Consider the following 16801-nt stretch of genomic DNA (forward strand, 5'->3'; position numbering starts at 1 on the left):
CCGTCAGCGGTTCACACCGCCCATGAGCAGGTATTTCACTTCCAGATAATCTTCGATCCCGTACTTGCTGCCCTCGCGGCCGGTGCCGCTTTCCTTCACGCCGCCGAACGGGGCGACTTCGGTGCTGATAATGCCTTCGTTGATGCCAACGATGCCATATTCCAGCGCCTCCGCCACCCGCCAGACCCGGCCGATATCGCGGCTGTAGAAATAGGCGGCGAGGCCGAACTCGGTATCATTGGCCATGTGAATGGCCTCCGCCTCGTCCTTGAAGCGGAAAAGCGGTGCCACGGGACCGAAGGTTTCCTCCCGCGCCACTTTCATGGCCGGGGTGATGTCGGCCAGGATTGTCGGCTCGAAGAAGGAACCGCCCATGGCGTGGCGCTTGCCGCCCGCGATCACGCGGCCACCCTTGGCCTTGGCATCGGCGATATGGTCTTCCACCTTCTCCACCGCCGCCATGTCGATCAGCGGGCCCAGTGTGGTGCCTTCTTCCAGCCCGTTGCCCACCGCCAGTCTGGCGACGGCGGCGGCCAGCTTTTCTGCAAAGGCATCATAGACACCTTCCTGCACCAGCAACCGGTTGGCACAGACACAGGTCTGGCCGGCATTGCGGTATTTGGAGGCAATCGCCCCCGCCACAGCGGCATCCAGATCGGCATCATCAAACACGATGAAGGGCGCGTTGCCCCCCAGTTCCATGGACACCTTTTTCACCGTGCCGGCGCACTGCTCCATCAGCACCTTGCCGATCTCGGTAGAGCCGGTGAAGGAGAGCTTGCGCACGATGGGATTGCCCGTCATCTCCCCGCCAATCGCCCTGGCCGAACCGGTCAGCACTGACAGCACCCCCGCCGGGATGCCCGCCCGCTGGGCCAGCACGGCCATGGCAAAGGCGCTGTAGGGCGTGGCCGAGGCCGGCTTGATCACCATGGGGCAGCCAGCAGCCAACGCCGGGCCGGCCTTGCGGGTGATCATGGCCGCCGGGAAGTTCCAGGGCGTAATCGCGGCGGTCACCCCGATCGGTTCTTTCGTCACCACGATGCGGGCATCGGGCTTGAAGCTGGGAATCGTGTCGCCATAGACGCGCTTGCCCTCTTCCGCGAACCATTCGATGAAGCTGGCGGCATAGGCAATCTCACCCCGGCTTTCCACCAGGGGCTTGCCCTGTTCTGCCGTCATCAGCCGGGCCAGATCCTCCTGGTTCGCCATCATCAGATCGAACCATTTGCGCAGGATGCCGGCCCGTTCCTTGGCCGTCTTGGCGCGCCAGGCGGGCCAGGCCCTGTTTGCGGCCTCAATCGCGCGGCGGGTCTCGTCCGCACCCATGTTGGGAACCGTGCCGATCAGATCGCCCGTAGCGGGGTTTGTCACTTCCACCGTGGTGCCATTATCGGCATCCACCCATTCCCCCGCCAGAAAGGCCTGGGTGCGGAACAGGGACGGGTCTTTCAGGCCCAGACAGGCCGCAAACGTCTCGCTCATTCTTTTGTCCATCCTGGTGGTCTGGCTTACGGCGCCGCGATGGCGCGTGTTGCTGCCAGGGGAGCCCTCCAGCGGCACGCCGTCAACCCTTGCCGACGGGCGCCGCGCCTTCCCAGGATGGAACGTCCACCAGGCGGTGGCGTTCCGCCGCTTACGGCGCTTCTGCCGCTTCCAGATAGGCTGCGGCCGGACGCTGGGGCGTGTAGTAGATGCCCGACTCCATCCGCGCCCGCTCCTCCGCCTGCTGCCACAGGCCCAGCAGCGGCAGGGACCAGGCCGCCCCCAGCAAGCCAACCCACAGCGCCACGGTTCCCAAGCGGTTGCGTACCGCCTCATCAAAATGGGGCATATGGGGCACAGTCCATGATGACCAACGCATGATAAGCTCCCACCACCAATATTGATCGCCTTGGTTTCCATCATAGCGGGGGGACTTTGCCGCCTTCTTAACGCCACGGCGGCAAGGGCGGTGCAAAAGTATGGTGACTTTACGGATAGGCGACGGGCTGGGTGGGATCAGGCCCGGCCAAACGCACTTTCCGGCAGCATCTGGTCCAGATGCAGGCGCAGCTGGTCGGGGTCGATCGGCTTTTGCATCAAAGGCAGATCATCCTCTTCATCTGTCGATATCGCCCCTACCTGATCACCCATCTGGCCTGTAAGCAGCAGCACTTTCAGCTTCAGCTTCTGGCGCATCTCCCGCGCGGCGGCCAGACCATCGGTTCCCTTGGCAAGATCGACATCCACCAGCGCCAGTTCCGGCCGGTGATAATCCGCCAACGCCACAGCGCGAGGGCCGGTGGAGGCCAGTCCGCAGACAGTGAAGCCCATATCTCCCAGCAGGGTCTGAAGATGCAGGGCCGCACGCGCATCCCCCTCGGCGATGAGGATGCGGGGCAGGTTGCTCGGGACGAAGGAATGCGGCATGGGACACCTCGCTTCCGCTCTGGTTGATCCGGTATGCCGCTGTAACGGCGCGATAGACGACACCGGCCCCGTTTGTGCGCACATTCTTCCGGATATACCCCGCCTGCATGGCACCTACCTCTTTGGTTCCGCAGACCCCTTTGGGAACCGCAAGGGCCAAGGCAGCGTTAGGTGGCAAAACAGCGCATCAATGGAAGGCTGAAATGGGAATCATCGCCACCCTGATCATTGGATTGCTGGTCGGGATCGTCGCCAAGCTGCTGATGCCGGGCCGCGACCCCGGCGGTTTCATCATCACCACCCTGTTGGGGATTGCCGGCGCCTTTGTTGCGACATATCTGGGCCAGGCCGTGGGCCTTTACGAAGCGGGCCAAGCCGCCGGCTTCATTGGCGCCGTGGTGGGCGCCATCCTGCTGCTGCTGGTCTATCGCACCGTGGCGGGCAAGCGGGACTGACAACCAATCAACTGGTGCGTCACACGTATGGGTCAGCCCCCCGGTACTTTGCCGGTCTCCCGCAATTGCCGGGACCGCCATTCCCACGGGGGGTCAATCCGTCCGGCCCACATGCCCCGACGATAGGAGGACGCCCGCGCCTCCGACGAGACATAATCATAGGACAGGGCGCGGTAGGCGAGTGCGTAGCCGAACTCCACCATCGCCCGCGCCAGATCGTCCCCACCGGCCTTACACAAGGCCAGTTTCGGGCCATTGGTGGGGCTGCCCTTCCGGGGCGTGCATTCCACCTCCCCATTATTGATCAAGCGTTCCAGCATGGTGCGGGACAGGGTGAAGCAATCATATTCAACCCCGCGCACATTCTTGCATTTCTGCCCCGGATCGGGCGCGTCGATCCCGAACAGGCGGAAATCTTGACCATTAACGGTGACCAGATCCCCTTCCTTCGCCTTACCCGGTCCCGTGACCGGCGCCTCCCAAACGGCACCCGCCGGTGGCGGGACCTGTGCCGACACGGCCGGGACAACGCCCAGCGCCATCAGGGCGAACAGAGGACAGGAAGCAATCCGGATCATAATAACAGTCCCGCCGGCTGGGCCGCAGGCGGTGCCCGTTCCATCAATTCCGGCCCGTCATGGCGCACCGCATTGACCAGGGGACCGACCGGCCAGCATTGCAGGCTGCCCGCCGGCGCGGGCTGCAAAAGGGCCTGCCGTTCACCCGGCGGGGTATTGGGGGCCAGCCAGGCAGCGCAGGCCCCCTCATCCATCAACAGCACCGGCATCCGGTCATGCAGATCGGCGATATCGCCATTGGCCTGGGTGGTCAGGATGGTACAGGTGAATAAGGGCCCCTCCGACCGCCCGCGCCAGATTTCCCATAAGGCAGCGAAAGCCAAGGGGCGACCATCGGCCCGACTGATAAACCAGGGCTGGCGGACCGCCGCCCGCGGTGGCCATTCATAAAATCCGTCGGCGGGGATGATGGCGCGGCGGCGCTGATAGGCCTCCCGGAAAGAGGGTTTCTCTGCCGCACTTTCCGACCGGGCATTGAACAGGCGCCCACCGCCCGTTTCATCCTTCGCCCAGGCAGGCACCAGCCCCCAGCGCATCCGGGTCAGTGACCGGGTGCCCGCCGGGGTCAACCCGATCACCCCCACCTCCTGCGTCGGCGCGATATTGTGATGCGGCGTCAGGGCGTCCGGGGGCAGATCATGCCGCAGGATGGCATCGAATGCCTCGGCCAGACTTTTCAGATCCTTCTGCACGAAACGGCCACACATGGCGCCTTTTCATCCCGCCGCCGTTATAACCGGCGGGAAGCTTAACAGCCCCCCACCCGGTCAGGGGAAAAAAGCGCATTGCATGGGCGCCTCCCCCCTCTATGATCGCCGCCTGTCTCTCCAGCCAGGATCAACCCCATGATAACGCCAGAAAAACTCAACGGCCTGTTGCCTTCAGTGCGTGAAGCCGCTGTGCAGGCCGCTGCCGCCATCATGGAATATTATACGGACGACATGGAGACAGAGACCAAAGGCGATGGCAGCCCCGTCACCGCCGCTGACCGTGCTGCCGATGCCGTGATCCTGGCCGCCTTGCGCAAACTGACCCCCGACATCCCCATCATCACCGAGGAAGAGGTGGCCGAAGGCCGCATCCCGGACATTTCCGGCGGCACCTTCTGGCTGGTTGACCCGCTGGACGGGACTAAGGAATTCATCAAGCGCAATGGCGACTTCACGGTGAACATCGCCCTGATCCAGGGGGGAGAGCCGGCCCTGGGGGTCGTTCTGCTGCCAGCAACGGGGGAGCTTTACGCCGCCGCCGGCCCTGGCACTGCCATCCGCAGCCGCCCGATGGAAAAGGACGAGAAGATCGAGGTGCGGCGCGTGCCCTCTGCCGGACTGACGGTGCTGACGTCGCGCAGCCATGCCGATCAGGCGGCTCTGGACGATTTTCTGAAGGGGCGTCGGGTGGCGACGAAGCTGGCCGCTGGCAGCTCGCTTAAATTCTGCCGGGTGGCGGAAGGGGTGGGCGATGTCTATCCCCGCCTGGGCCCCACCTGCGAATGGGACATTGCCGCCGGCCACGCCATTCTGCTGGGGGCCGGCGGCAGCCTGACCCAGATTGATGGGGAGCCAATGCACTATGGCAAGGCCCCCACCTTCCTGAATCCGCATTTCGTCGCCTGGGGTGGGGCATAGAGCTGCGACCGGCATCACATCATGCCAAGTGGCAGCAGCATGCCAGCAATCCGGACCCGTCCAGATGGAAAGCCCTTGCTTCACTGCCTGTCAGGAAGCATCTGAAAATATCTGCCTGTGGCCCGCTGAGGATTAACCGCCCATGCCCACCTATGATTACGATCTCTTCACCATCGGTGCTGGTTCCGGCGGGGTGCGTGCCTCTCGCATCGCGTCCCAGCATGGTGCCCGCGTCGCTGTGGCAGAGGAGCGCTATTATGGGGGCACCTGCGTCAATGTCGGCTGCGTGCCCAAGAAGCTGCTGGTCTATGCCGGTGAATATGGCCATGCGTTCGAGGATGCTGCCGGCTTCGGCTGGAATGTGGAAAAGCCGACCCATGACTGGAAAGCGCTGATCGAGGCCAAGGACAAGGAGATCGGCCGGCTGAACGGCATCTATCGCCGCCTGCTGGAAGGGGCCGGCGTCACCCTGTTTGATGGCCGCGCCACCATTGTGGACGCCCATACGGTGGAGGTGAACGGCCAGAAAATCACCGCCGAACGCATCCTGGTCGCCACTGGTGGCTGGCCGGAACTGCCGGACCAGCCGGGCGCCAGGGAATATGGCATCACCTCAAACGAAGTTTTCTATCTGCCCACCTTCCCCAAGCGGGTGCTGGTGGCCGGCGGCGGCTATATCGCGCTGGAATTTGCCAGCCTGCTGAAGGGGCTGGGCGCTGATGTCACCCTGCTCTATCGCGGACACCAGATTTTGCGCGGGTTCGACAGCGATGTCCGCACCTTCGTAACGGAGGAACTGGTCAAATCCGGCATCAACCTGCGCCTGAACACGATCATTGAGCGGATCGAGAAGAGCGACGATTGCCTGCTGGCCACCCTGACCGACAATCAGGCCGTGGAATGCGATGCCGTGATCTATGCCATCGGCCGCAAGCCGCTGACCGCCAATCTGGGGCTGGAGCAGGTGGGCGTTGAGCTGGACAAGAACGGCGCCATCAAGGTGAATGACCAGTACCAGACCAGCGTGCCCAGCATCTATGCGCTGGGCGATGTCACCAACCGCATCAACCTGACGCCGGTCGCCCTGGCGGAAGGCCATGTGCTGGCCGACCGGCTCTATGGCAACAACCAGCGCGATGTGAATTACGACAATATCCCCACTGCCGTTTTTTCCATCCCGCCTGTCGCCAATGTCGGGCTGACGGAAGAACAGGCGCGGGAAAAGCTGGGCAAAGAGGTGGATATCTACCGCACCAGCTTCAAACCGATGCGCCACCAGCTTTCCGGCCGCGACCAGCGCACCATGATGAAGCTGGTGGTGGACCGGGCAACGCAAAAAGTGATCGGCGTCCACATGGTGGGGTCGGATACGCCGGAGATGGTCCAGGCCATCGCCATCGCCATGAATGTGGGCGCCACCAAGCAGGATTTCGACCGCACTATCGGCCTGCACCCGACGGCAGCGGAGGAGTTCGTGACCATGCGGGTGAAGGCACCCGATCCGGATTGATCTCAATCTGCCTTGATCGTGACCGATCAAGGCAGATTTCGTGTTCCCTCAGGTGCCGGGCGGGCGCATCCGCGCCCTTGGCTTGCGCGCCACGTGGCGCGGGCTGCCAGTCGGCAGCCTCCACTCCCCACCCTGGCAGCACCGCCAGGGTGGGGAACGATCATCAGGTTGGGGACAGCCGTATCCAGGTCAGCTCATGCTTGTTCTGGCAGAGATGGACCAGTTGAGAACCGGGAATGGCGGCAAAGGCGCGCGCCGTCTCATGATCCGTCTCGCCCTGGAATTTCAGGGTGCAGATGAAATTCTTCACCAGCCCGGACTCGATCCAGCCCTGCACCATGCGCAGCAGCTTGGACGGGTAGCAGATCACGTCGCAGCACAGCCAGTCGACCGGGCCAATATCACCCGGCTTCAGGCCAAAGGCGCTTTCCCGCCGCTCACTCACGCCGGCCAAAGCCGCGATCTTGGGGTCCAGCGGTGCCTTGTCGATGGCGATCACGCTGGCGCCACAGCTTTGCATCACCCAGGTCCAGCCCCCGGGACAAGCCCCCAGATCCAGGCAAACCTCGCCCGGCCCCGGCGTGCGGCCGATGCGGGTAAAGGCTTCCCACAGCTTCAGATAGGCCCGGTTGGGTGGGGTGACCTTATCTTCGATGAATTCGATCTCGCCATTGCGGAACGGGCTGGAACAATGGGCCGCCGCCAGGATCGTATTCTCATTCAGCAGCGTCCATGACCCCAACGGGGCGGCCGGCGGCGGCGTGAAGAAAGTCAGCGGCTTGGCCGAGACATGGGGCAGGTTGTCCTGGATAAGCTGGGCCCGGCGGTGATGCTGGAAACCGTATAGCGCCCAGTTGCGCTGGATGGCGCGCAGGGCCTTGGCGCCCTGCTTGATGGACGCAATCTGGATCAGCACCGGATCGTACCAGACATTCTGGGCCCAGGCGCTGGGACGCGCCGGCCCTTCCGCCAGGACCAGCCTGCCATGGACGGATTGCACCGTGCCCAATTCCGCCAGCAGCGGTTCCAGATATTCCTCAGCCGCCAGATAGGCGGTGGCCCCGAGCGGTGTCACCGTCGGGGCCATCATCTCTTCATTACTCATCGGTTCTCAGCGCTTCCTGCGATGCCGGCCCGGCCATTTCCAGCCCGACATCTACCATGGCGCAGGCGCGCTGGTTCAGCGGAGAAATGTCAGGGCAGGATGTCCGCCGACGCGATCACCGCCTGCGTCCGGTTGCGAACGCCCAGGCTGCGCATCACGGCGGTAACATGAATCTTCACCGTGCCCTCAGACAGGCCCAGTTCATAAGCGATCTGCTTGTTGGACTTGCCTTCCCGCAGGCAGCGCAGCACGTCGCGCTGGCGCTGGGTCAGGTTGGGGGAACCGGCACCGCCGGACCCGCTGCCCTGGCCGCTATTGCCGCCACCCGAGCCGGTCGCTTCCGCCTGCAAGGCCGCAGGCGGCACATAGATGCCGCCGGAGAAGACGAGGTTCAGCGCGCTCAGCATGATTTTGACGCTGGAGCTTTTGGGAATGTAACCCGAAACCCCCGCATCCAGCGCCGCCCGCACATCGGCCTGCGATTCGGAGGCGGAGACGATAACAACCGGCGTACCCGCCTGGGTTTCGCAGATTTCCTGGATACCGCTGAAGCCCGGAAACCCGGGCATTTGCAGGTCCATGAGGATCAGGTCGAATTCCTGGTCGCCCCGCGCCAGCTCCAGCACCTCATCGAAAGTGCCCGCCTCTACGAAGGCGGCCTTCTCGTCCAACTGCAACAGCAGCCGGCAGAGACCTTCACGAAAAAGCAGATGATCGTCACCAATCAGGATATTCATCTCTGGTCCTAACCCCAGGGGCAAAAGGGGTTCCCTCCAGTATGGAACCCGCCGCGGCCACCCATGTCGGCGACCCGCGTGGACACCATATCAGCGGGATTCTTCCCTTAATAAAACAAAATCCAGTGTTTGTCTGTTGTTACCGCCAAATAACCTGCGGCGGTCGCCAAAAAACCCGTGACCAAAGGATTAACATGTTCACCGGGTATCGGAAATCCCCTCACCCTATCCGTTGTGGCCTATACCCACCTAGGCTTTAAGTTGACGCAACTATGCCGGACAGGGTTTGATCAATGATAGCGAGGCTGATGGGGCGGAACCATTTGCCATCCAGCCGTGTTGCGGGCAATGGTGCGCCGTGGCACAACAGTTTCGGGCGCTGGTATCTTTACCGGGGCTCGGGTCATTCACTCCATGGCTGTTATTCATAGGGACCATAGATGCCCAAGAAAGTGCGCAAGGCCGTATTTCCTGTCGCGGGTCTGGGGACCCGCTTCCTGCCGGCCACGAAGGCCATTCCGAAGGAAATGCTGCCACTCGCCGACCGTCCGCTGATCCAACATGCGGTGGACGAAGCCAAGGCGGCCGGGATTGAGCAATTCTGCTTCGTCACCAGCCGCGGCAAAAGCCCGTTGGAAGACCATTTCGACCTCAATTATGAGCTGAACGAGACACTGCGCCATCGCGGCAAGAACGATCTGCTGAAGATCGTTGAGGATATCCAGATCGAATCGGGTTTCCTGTCCTATGTCCGTCAGGCCCAGCCGCTGGGCTTGGGCCATGCTGTCTGGTGCGCGCGCGAATTTGTCGGCAATGAGCCGTTCGCTGTGCTGCTGCCCGACGAACAGGTGCTGGGCGACCGGCCCTGCCTGGCGCAGATGATGGACGCCTATGAGCAGGTCGGCGGCAATATCCTGTCCGTCTTCGAGGTCCCGCGGGAGCAGACCAATAAGTACGGCATCCTGGATATTGGCAGTGAAGATGGCCAGTTGGTCGCGGTGAAGGGGCTGGTGGAAAAGCCGGAACCCGCAGCCGCCCCCTCCAACCTGTCTATCCAGGGCCGCTATATCCTGCAGCCGGAAGTGTTCCAGCATCTCTCCGTCTTTGAGAAGGGTGCCGGCGGCGAAATCCAGTTGACCGACGCCATGGCAAAGCTGATCGGCAATCAACCGTTCCACGGTTTCAAGTTCGAAGGCCGCCGCTTCGATTGCGGCGACAAGCTGGGCTTCGTTCTGGCCAATGTCGCCTACGCGCTGGAGCGGCCCGACATGGCCGGCAAGGTGCGCGCGGCCTTGAAGGACATGCTGTAATCCGCCCCCTTGGGGGAGGGTAAATTATAATTACCCCGCCAGCCCCCTTGGGTTGGCGGGTTTTTTTGGATTATCCTGGCGGCAACGCCACAACCAACCATTGATCAGGTGACGAAATCATGACCCTGGCGCATCAGTTCCACCCCACGGTGCTGCGCGAATATGATATCCGCGGCATTATCGGTAAGACGGTGAATGCCGACGATGCCCGCGCCATCGGGCGCGGTTTCGGCACCCAGGTCGTCCGCCAGGGCGGCACCAAAGTCGCCATTGGTTATGATGGCCGCCATTCCTCCCCGGAACTGGAACAGGCCGTGGTGGAAGGGCTGAAATCTACCGGCCTGCATGTTGTGCGCATCGGCCTTGGCCCCACGCCCATGCTTTACTTCACCGTACGCCATCTGAAGCTGGATGCCGGGTTGATGATCACCGGCTCCCACAATCCGCCAGATTATAACGGCTTCAAGATGATGATGGGCAAGGCCCCCGTCTATGGCGCCCAGATCCAGGAAATTGGCACCATCGCGGCGGCAGGCGATTTCGCCACCGGCGACGGTTCGGAAGAAACCATCGACATCCAGGACACCTATGTCGACCGTCTGGTCCAGGATTATGATGGTGTAAAGGACCTGAATGTCGTTTGGGACAATGGCAATGGCGCGGCGGGCGAAATCCTGCGCCGTCTGGTCGCCAAGCTGCCGGGCAAGCACACGCTGCTGTTCGATGATATCGACGGCGATTTCCCCAACCACCATCCCGACCCGACCATCCCGGAAAACCTTGAGGACATCATCCACAAGGTGAAGGAACTGGGGGCCGATCTGGGCATCGCCTTTGACGGCGACGCTGACCGTATCGGCGCCGTGGACGAAAAGGGCCGCATCATCTGGGGTGACCAGTTGGTCGCCATCTATTCCAAGGATGTGCTGCGCGACCATCCCGGCGCCACCATCATCGCCGATGTGAAGGCCAGCCAGACCCTGTTCGACCAGATCGCCAAGCTGGGCGGCACGCCGCTGATGTGGAAGACGGGCCATTCGCTGCTGAAGGCGAAGATGGCGGAAACCAACAGCCCGCTGGCGGGTGAAATGTCCGGCCACATCTTCTTCGCCGATAAATATTACGGCTATGATGATGCGCCCTATTGCGGCGTACGCCTGATCGGCCAGGTCAGCCGTATGGGGGCCCTGTCCACCCTGCGCGACGAGTTGCCCGAGGTGCTGAACACGCCGGAAGTCCGCTTCCAGGTGTCGGAAGAGCGCAAGTTCGCCTCGGTTGAGGAGATCAAGGCCCGCGTCAAGGCTGCCGCTGCCACCAGCGGCGACGAGGTAAATGATATCGACGGCGTGCGCGTGAAGACCAAGGATGGCTGGTGGCTGCTGCGTGCCTCCAACACCCAGGACGTGCTGGTCGCCCGCGCCGAAGCCTACAGCCCGGAAGGGCTGGAACGGCTGAAGGGCTTCATCAAGGCCGAACTGGCCACCAGCGGGATCGAAGCGCCAGCGGATTTCTGATACCCCACTTCCGTTTTGAAAAAAGAAACCCGCCACCCCTTTGGGGTGGCGGGTTTTTCTTTGGAGAACTCCCGCATGCGCGGGCCCTGGCTGGTTAAGCCCTGAGAAAAAGACAGTTTCCACGCCCGACCGCTGCGCAACTTTCGGAGGGCGGCTCAGCATTCCAAGCAATAGTATAGTTCGAATATATAAATTTAATTGATCTATATCCCTCTCTTGCCGTGGGACGAAACGGGGTAGGAATTTGATGCAAAAAGATAAAATGCTACAGATCGGATTGGCGGCGGGCGGTCTGATAATCGCCCTTCTGGTGGGGGGTGGCACCCTGTCCGGCGGCTTGTTCTGGCTGGGACTGGCGATCGGTCTGGGTGCTATCCTGGCGGCCTTCCGGCTGCGCTCATCCGCAACGGTGGGGTCCACTCTTTCCAAGGAGGAAGAGTTGATGGAAACCCTCCGCCGTATCGCCTTCGACAAGTCGCCAGACCCCGTGCTGGTCGCCAATGCCACCAGCTTTGTGATCTCCAACGAAGCCGCACTGAAATTCATCAAAGCCAAGGATGTCAAACAGTTGCGGGGCGTGCTGCCGGGTGCGTTATCACCGGAGCGGCAGCCTGACGGGCGCGTCTCCGCCGACGTGGCCGGCGCCTATCTGAAAGAAGCGATCCGCGATGGCTTCCGCCGCTTCGAATGGCAGCATCAGGCGTTGGATGGCACCCCACTCCCCGTGGAAGTGACCCTGATCCCCTTCGATATGGGGGGCGATATCCATGTGCTGGTCTATTGGAAGGATATTGCCGATCTGTGGCGGTCCAGGGAACAGAGCAGCCGGCTCGCGACAGAGGTCAATCTGGTCGTCGACGGCTTCGCCGACGCCTCCACCGCCTTGCAGCAGGCCGCGACGGAGAATGCCGATCTGGCGGAACAAGGCAAAGCCCAGATGCGGGACGCCGGCGATGCGGCCAGACGTGTTTCTGCCGATACCCAGGAAGTAGCGGCAGCAGCCGGGCAGCTTTCTGCCTCCATTAACGAGATCAACCGCCGCGTTGCCGATGCGACCAGCATTTCCAATACGGCGGAAGACGAGTCGCGCCATGCCAACGAACTGATTCAGGGGCTGGCTGATATGGCCGGGAAGATCGGTACCGTGGTCAACCTGATCAATGAAATCGCAAGCCAGACCAATCTTCTGGCGCTGAACGCCACGATTGAGGCCGCCCGCGCCGGGGATGCCGGCAAGGGTTTTGCCGTAGTGGCCGGTGAGGTGAAAAATCTGGCAACCCAGACCGCCCGCGCGACCGGAGAGATTGCCGAGCAGATTGCCGGCATCCAGCACCAATCGCATATGAGCGTGGACGCCATTCAGACGGTCAGCAAAGTGCTGGCTCAGATGAAGGAAATTTCCAGCGCCATCGCCGCCAGCACCGAAGAACAGGGTGCCACCACGCGCGACATAGCCAGCCGCGCTGACAGTGTGGCAGCAGGCGTCCGGCAACTGGCCGATAATGTGGAGAATGTCGGCGCCATGGCAGCCCGGACCGGTGCAGGATCGGAAACCATGCTGATGGCAACGGCTGATCTGGATCGCAATTTCCGCCAGCTTCGGGAAAAGGTGGCGGCCTTCATGGCCGGGCGCCCGTAAGCGCCGCCTGCCACCCAACACGGTATCTCATGCGCCGGGCGCTGCCTGCGGCAGCTTGGCTTACGCCGCACGTGCGGCGGGCCGGCGGTCGCCGGCCTCCAATCCGCCGAAAGGTCAACCTTAGGCGGATTGGTATCACTCCGCCGCCGCACTGATGGTCGGCGACGGGTGGCGCCAGCGGGAAAGCAGGTCGGCCTCTGCCGCCTTCGCTTTTTTCAGATGCTCTTCCTTCACATGGCCGAAGCCGCGGATATCCTCCGGCACGCTGGCAATTTCTACCGCCAGACCGTGGTTGGCCGGTGACAGACCGGCGAGCAACTCCTCCACCACAGCGACATAATCGCTGATCAACTGGCGTTCCATCTGCCGTTCCGGATTGCGGGCGAAAATATCCAAGCGGGTGCCGCGCAGCCCCTTCATCTTCGCCAGCAGGCGGAAGCCCAGCATCATGGCGGGGCCGAATTCCTGCTTCTTCAGATGGCCGGTCACCGGATCAATCTGCGCCGTGGCCGGCGGGGCAAGGTGGAATTTCAGCTTATAATCGCCCTCGAACTGGCTTTTCACCTGATCGATGAAGCGGCCATCGGTATAGAGGCGTGCTACCTCATATTCATCCTTGTAGGACATCAGCTTGAACAGATAGCGGGCGACGCTTCTGGAAAGCTGATCACGGCCGGGCGTGCGCTGGGTTTCCACCGCACGCACCCGCTCCACCAGCGCCTTGTAGCGGCCAGCATAGGCAGCGTCCTGATAGTCAGTGAGGAAGGCCATGCGGCGTTCCACCATCTCTTCCAGGCTTTCCGACAGTTTACGGTGGGCAAAGGCACCAGAGGTATCGGCCTTGGGCGTGGCGGCATCGATCACACGGGGCAGATCCACGGCGGCGCGGCGGCCCCAGCGGAAGGCGTCGGTGTTCATCTTCACCGCCGCACCGTTCATCTCAATGGCCTTCTCGATGGCCTCGGCGCTGGTGGGGATCAGTCCCTTCTGCCAGGCATAGCCCAGCATGAAAAGGTTGGTGGCGATGCTGTCACCGCACAGCGCCGTGGCGATCTTCGCGGCATCCAGCGCCTGCACCGACTCCGTCCCACCAAGGGCATTGGCGATGGTGCGGGTCAGGCTGCCCGAGGGCACCGTGGCGTCGGGGTTGGTGATGAAGGCGGCGGTGACATTCTCCGCCGTGTTCACCACCGCCTTGGTGCGGCCCGGTGCCATCTTGGAGATGGCATCGGCATTGGCCGCCACCACGATATCGCAGGCCAGCACCAGATCGGCCCCGCCGGCAACGATGCGGTTGGCATGGATCAGGTCCGGCCGCTCAGCAATGCGCAGGTGGGAGGTGACGGAACCGCCCTTCTGCGCCAGGCCTGCCATATCCATGGCGGTGAAGCCGCGCCCTTCCAGATGCGTGGCCATGCCCAGGATGGCGCCGATGGTGACAACGCCGGTGCCACCAATGCCGGTGACCAGGATGTTCCAGGGCCGGTCCAGCGTGGGGATTTCCGGCTGGGGCAGCGGCCCCCACTCATCCCCATCCTTCTTTGCCGCCGGCTTTGGCTTTTTCAAGGAACCGCCCTCGACCGTCACGAAGCTGGGGCAGAAGCCCTTCAGGCAGGAGAAATCCTTGTTGCAGCTGGATTGGTCGATCTGGCGCTTGCGGCCGAACTCCGTCTCCACCGGCACCACGGACAGGCAGGAGGACTTGGCCGAGCAATCGCCACACCCTTCACAGACCAGTTCATTCACCACCACCCGCTTGGCCGGATCGGGGAACTTGCCGCGCTTGCGGCGGCGGCGCTTTTCCGCCGCACAGGTCTGTTCATAGATCAGGATGGTGACGCCCTTTTCCTCCCGCAGGTCGCGCTGAACCTGATCCAGCTCGTCGCGGTGGAAAATCTTGGTGCCGTGCGGCAGGCCACGCCCCAGCCCGTACTTGTCCGGATTGTCGGAGACAACGACGACTCGGCTGACCCCTTCCGCATCCAGTTGCTGGGCGATGTCGAAGACGGACAGCGTGCCATCCACCGGCTGACCGCCGGTCATGGCCACGGCGTCGTTATAGAGGATCTTGTAGGTGATGTTCACCTTGGCCGAAACAGCGGCGCGCACGGCCAGAATACCGGAATGGAAATAGGTGCCGTCGCCCAGATTGGCGAAGACGTGGCTTTCCTCGGTGAAATTGTTCTGGCCGATCCAGTGTACGCCCTCGCCGCCCATCTGGCTGAACACATCGGTGTTCCGGCCCATCCAGGTGACCATGTAATGGCAGCCGATGCCGGCCAGCCCCCGGCTGCCCTCTGGCAGCTTGGTGGAGGTATTGTGCGGGCAACCGGAGCAGAAGAACGGCGTGCGGACGACAGTGGAGGAGGATGCGGCCCGCGCCATCCGCGCCTCAATCCGTGCCAGCCGCTCGCTGACATAATCATTGGGGCCGAAGGAGAGCAACCTTGCCCCCAGCACGCGGGCAATATCGATCGGGTTCAGTTCCGCCTTTTCGGTGAAAAGCGGCTGGCCGGTATGGTCCGTCTTGCCCAGCACGCGGGGGCGGCGGTCCCAATGGAAAAGCTGTTCCTTGATCTGGCTTTCCAGCAAGGAGCGCTTTTCCTCCACCACCAGCAATTCCTCGGTGGTCTGGGCAAAGGCGCGCATGCCCTCGGGCTCCAGTGGCCAGGCCATGGCGACCTTATAGATGCCCAGGCCCAGTTCGCGCGCCAGTTCCTCCCCAATCTCCAGCTCATCCAGGGCCTGGCGCACGTCCAGATAGGATTTGCCGATGGTGACCAGCCCCAGCCGGGGCGACGGGTGGCCAAAGACGACCTTGTCGAGATTGTTGGCACGGGCGAACGCCTTGGCAGCATTCAGCTTCCAGTCGATCATCCGCGCTTCCTGGATCAGCGGGGTATCGTGCAGCCTTATATTCAGCCCGCCGGGCGGCAGGGCGAAATCCGTCGGCTCCACGATGTTCACCCGCTGCGGGTCCAGGCTGACAATGGCGGTGGTGTCGATGGTATCGGCAATGGTGGTGAAGCCAACCCAGGTGCCGGCATAGCGCGACAGGGCAAAGCCGATCAGCCCCATATCCAGGAATTCCTGCACGCCGGCCGGGTTGATCACCGGCATGAAGGCATGGATGAAAGCATGGTCGGACTGATGCGGCAGGGTGGAGGATTTGCAGCTATGGTCATCGCCGGCAAAGGCCAGCACGCCACCATGGCGGCTGGTGCCGGCGAAATTGGCGTGCTTGATGGCATCGATGGAGCGGTCAACGCCCGGCCCCTTGCCGTACCAGATGCCAAAGACGCCATCGACAGTGGAACCTTTCCACAGGTTCACCTGCTGGCTGCCCCAGACGGCGGTGGCCCCCAACTCCTCATTCACGCCGGGCTGGAAATGGATATTGCCCTTGGCGAGGAACTTCCGGGCCTGCCATAGCGCCTGATCATAGGCCCCCAGGGGAGAGCCACGATAACCGGAGATGAAGCCGCCCGTGTTCAAGCCCGCCGCCAGATCGCGTTGCCGCTGCAGCATGGGCAGCCGCACCAGCGCCTGCGTGCCGTTCATGAAGGCCGTGCCCTGTTCCAGGGCGTATTTGTCATCCAATGAAACGGTGGCGAGCTTGCGGGCGGCGTTGGTCATGTCGTCCCCTCGATTCAATATCGGCCCGTCAGAGCGGATCGATAGCATGTCCCTGTTGACCAAAAGCGTAACGTCAAAAAATAGGTCAATGCTACTGACTTATTTTCGATCCAAATCGACGCATCTGAGGAGGCGGATCGTGCAAGAAACCGTCTCAACCGGAACGTTCCTTACTGCCGCACTGCGGTGGTGCGGCGCATGATGCCGCACGCCCATCCGCCGATTCGGGCCATGCATCCCAGGTGACGGCTGGCCCCGATCTCGGCTAGGGTCGGGA

The 16801-nt window shown here is 62.5% G+C and carries 14 protein-coding genes; 6 read left to right on the forward strand and 8 right to left on the reverse strand.

The genetic code is table 11. The annotated features are described in order from the left end of the window. Positions 1-3: 3 nt before the first annotated feature. The 3 genes from gabD to G473_RS24950 all read right to left on the reverse strand — a co-directional run bounded on the left by gabD (position 4) and on the right by G473_RS24950 (position 2412). Positions 4-1485, reverse strand: coding sequence for an NADP-dependent succinate-semialdehyde dehydrogenase (gene gabD, locus G473_RS0103720; protein ID WP_029011994.1), 1482 nt, complete (start codon positions 1483-1485; stop codon positions 4-6). A 151-nt stretch (positions 1486-1636) separates the two neighbouring features. Beyond that, positions 1637-1864: a hypothetical protein gene (locus tag G473_RS0103725; RefSeq protein ID WP_245579979.1), complete on the reverse strand. Its 228-nt coding sequence runs from the start codon at positions 1862-1864 to the stop codon at positions 1637-1639. Positions 1865-2001: 137 nt separating this feature from the next. After that, positions 2002-2412, reverse strand: coding sequence for a response regulator (locus G473_RS24950; protein ID WP_051329851.1), 411 nt, complete (start codon positions 2410-2412; stop codon positions 2002-2004). Between the two features lie 203 nt (positions 2413-2615). Between G473_RS24950 and G473_RS0103735 the strand changes: the two genes are divergently transcribed. Next, positions 2616-2867 (forward strand): GlsB/YeaQ/YmgE family stress response membrane protein, encoded by a 252-nt coding sequence (locus G473_RS0103735; protein ID WP_029011996.1) that lies wholly within the window; start codon positions 2616-2618, stop codon positions 2865-2867. Between the two features lie 32 nt (positions 2868-2899). Here the strand turns inward: G473_RS0103735 and G473_RS0103740 are convergent, their stop codons facing one another. Together G473_RS0103740 and G473_RS24955 are read right to left on the reverse strand one after the other, a co-directional pair. Further along, the gene (locus tag G473_RS0103740; RefSeq protein ID WP_029011997.1) at positions 2900-3445 is read right to left on the reverse strand and encodes a thermonuclease family protein; all 546 of its coding nucleotides are present in this window, start codon (positions 3443-3445) and stop codon (positions 2900-2902) included. Beyond that, the gene (locus G473_RS24955) at positions 3442-4152 is read right to left on the reverse strand and encodes an SOS response-associated peptidase (RefSeq protein WP_035705329.1); all 711 of its coding nucleotides are present in this window, start codon (positions 4150-4152) and stop codon (positions 3442-3444) included. Before G473_RS24955 ends, G473_RS0103740 begins: the two co-directional genes overlap by 4 nt. A gap of 138 nt (positions 4153-4290) precedes the next feature. Between G473_RS24955 and cysQ the strand changes: the two genes are divergently transcribed. Both cysQ and gor read left to right on the forward strand, forming a co-directional pair. After that, a complete protein-coding gene (cysQ, locus tag G473_RS0103750) occupies positions 4291-5073 on the forward strand; it encodes a 3'(2'),5'-bisphosphate nucleotidase CysQ (protein WP_029011998.1) in 783 nt (260 codons plus the stop codon). Positions 5074-5215: 142 nt separating this feature from the next. Next, entirely contained in the window at positions 5216-6583 is a 1368-nt protein-coding gene (gor, locus tag G473_RS0103755) for a glutathione-disulfide reductase (protein WP_029011999.1), read from the forward strand. 163 nt (positions 6584-6746) lie between these two features. On the opposite strand, the gene G473_RS0103760 is transcribed toward gor, so the two are convergent. Next, entirely contained in the window at positions 6747-7688 is a 942-nt protein-coding gene (locus tag G473_RS0103760; RefSeq protein WP_084437615.1) for an SAM-dependent methyltransferase, read from the reverse strand. A gap of 89 nt (positions 7689-7777) precedes the next feature. Beyond that, the gene (locus tag G473_RS0103765; RefSeq protein ID WP_029012001.1) at positions 7778-8425 is read right to left on the reverse strand and encodes a LuxR C-terminal-related transcriptional regulator; all 648 of its coding nucleotides are present in this window, start codon (positions 8423-8425) and stop codon (positions 7778-7780) included. Positions 8426-8865: 440 nt separating this feature from the next. Here G473_RS0103765 and galU point away from each other — a divergent pair, with 440 nt between their 5' ends. The 3 genes from galU to G473_RS28955 all read left to right on the forward strand — a co-directional run bounded on the left by galU (position 8866) and on the right by G473_RS28955 (position 12888). Continuing rightward, on the forward strand, positions 8866-9735 hold the full coding sequence (gene galU, locus G473_RS0103770; RefSeq protein ID WP_029012002.1) for a UTP--glucose-1-phosphate uridylyltransferase GalU: 870 nt from the start codon (positions 8866-8868) through the stop codon (positions 9733-9735). Between the two features lie 119 nt (positions 9736-9854). Continuing rightward, on the forward strand, positions 9855-11249 hold the full coding sequence (pgmG, locus tag G473_RS0103775) for a phosphoglucomutase/phosphomannomutase PgmG (protein WP_029012003.1): 1395 nt from the start codon (positions 9855-9857) through the stop codon (positions 11247-11249). Positions 11250-11496: 247 nt separating this feature from the next. Beyond that, positions 11497-12888, forward strand: coding sequence for a methyl-accepting chemotaxis protein (locus G473_RS28955; RefSeq protein ID WP_084437616.1), 1392 nt, complete (start codon positions 11497-11499; stop codon positions 12886-12888). A 135-nt stretch (positions 12889-13023) separates the two neighbouring features. Here the strand turns inward: G473_RS28955 and G473_RS0103785 are convergent, their stop codons facing one another. After that, on the reverse strand, positions 13024-16524 hold the full coding sequence (locus G473_RS0103785) for an indolepyruvate ferredoxin oxidoreductase family protein (protein ID WP_029012004.1): 3501 nt from the start codon (positions 16522-16524) through the stop codon (positions 13024-13026). Between the last annotated feature and the right edge of the window lie 277 nt (positions 16525-16801).

It is taken from the genome of Niveispirillum irakense DSM 11586, assembly GCF_000429645.1.
Lineage (GTDB): Bacteria > Pseudomonadota > Alphaproteobacteria > Azospirillales > Azospirillaceae > Niveispirillum > Niveispirillum irakense.

Coding starts and splice junctions, on each gene's coding strand:
- gabD (WP_029011994.1), bottom strand. CDS start 1,485: ATGAGCGAGACGTTTGCGGCCTGTCTGGGCCTGAAAGACCCGTCCCTG.
- G473_RS0103725 (WP_245579979.1), bottom strand. CDS start 1,864: ATGCGTTGGTCATCATGGACTGTGCCCCATATGCCCCATTTTGATGAG.
- G473_RS24950 (WP_051329851.1), bottom strand. CDS start 2,412: ATGCCGCATTCCTTCGTCCCGAGCAACCTGCCCCGCATCCTCATCGCC.
- G473_RS0103735 (WP_029011996.1), top strand. CDS start 2,616: ATGGGAATCATCGCCACCCTGATCATTGGATTGCTGGTCGGGATCGTC.
- G473_RS0103740 (WP_029011997.1), bottom strand. CDS start 3,445: ATGATCCGGATTGCTTCCTGTCCTCTGTTCGCCCTGATGGCGCTGGGC.
- G473_RS24955 (WP_035705329.1), bottom strand. CDS start 4,152: ATGTGTGGCCGTTTCGTGCAGAAGGATCTGAAAAGTCTGGCCGAGGCA.
- cysQ (WP_029011998.1), top strand. CDS start 4,291: ATGATAACGCCAGAAAAACTCAACGGCCTGTTGCCTTCAGTGCGTGAA.
- gor (WP_029011999.1), top strand. CDS start 5,216: ATGCCCACCTATGATTACGATCTCTTCACCATCGGTGCTGGTTCCGGC.
- G473_RS0103760 (WP_084437615.1), bottom strand. CDS start 7,688: ATGAGTAATGAAGAGATGATGGCCCCGACGGTGACACCGCTCGGGGCC.
- G473_RS0103765 (WP_029012001.1), bottom strand. CDS start 8,425: ATGAATATCCTGATTGGTGACGATCATCTGCTTTTTCGTGAAGGTCTC.
- galU (WP_029012002.1), top strand. CDS start 8,866: ATGCCCAAGAAAGTGCGCAAGGCCGTATTTCCTGTCGCGGGTCTGGGG.
- pgmG (WP_029012003.1), top strand. CDS start 9,855: ATGACCCTGGCGCATCAGTTCCACCCCACGGTGCTGCGCGAATATGAT.
- G473_RS28955 (WP_084437616.1), top strand. CDS start 11,497: ATGCAAAAAGATAAAATGCTACAGATCGGATTGGCGGCGGGCGGTCTG.
- G473_RS0103785 (WP_029012004.1), bottom strand. CDS start 16,524: ATGACCAACGCCGCCCGCAAGCTCGCCACCGTTTCATTGGATGACAAA.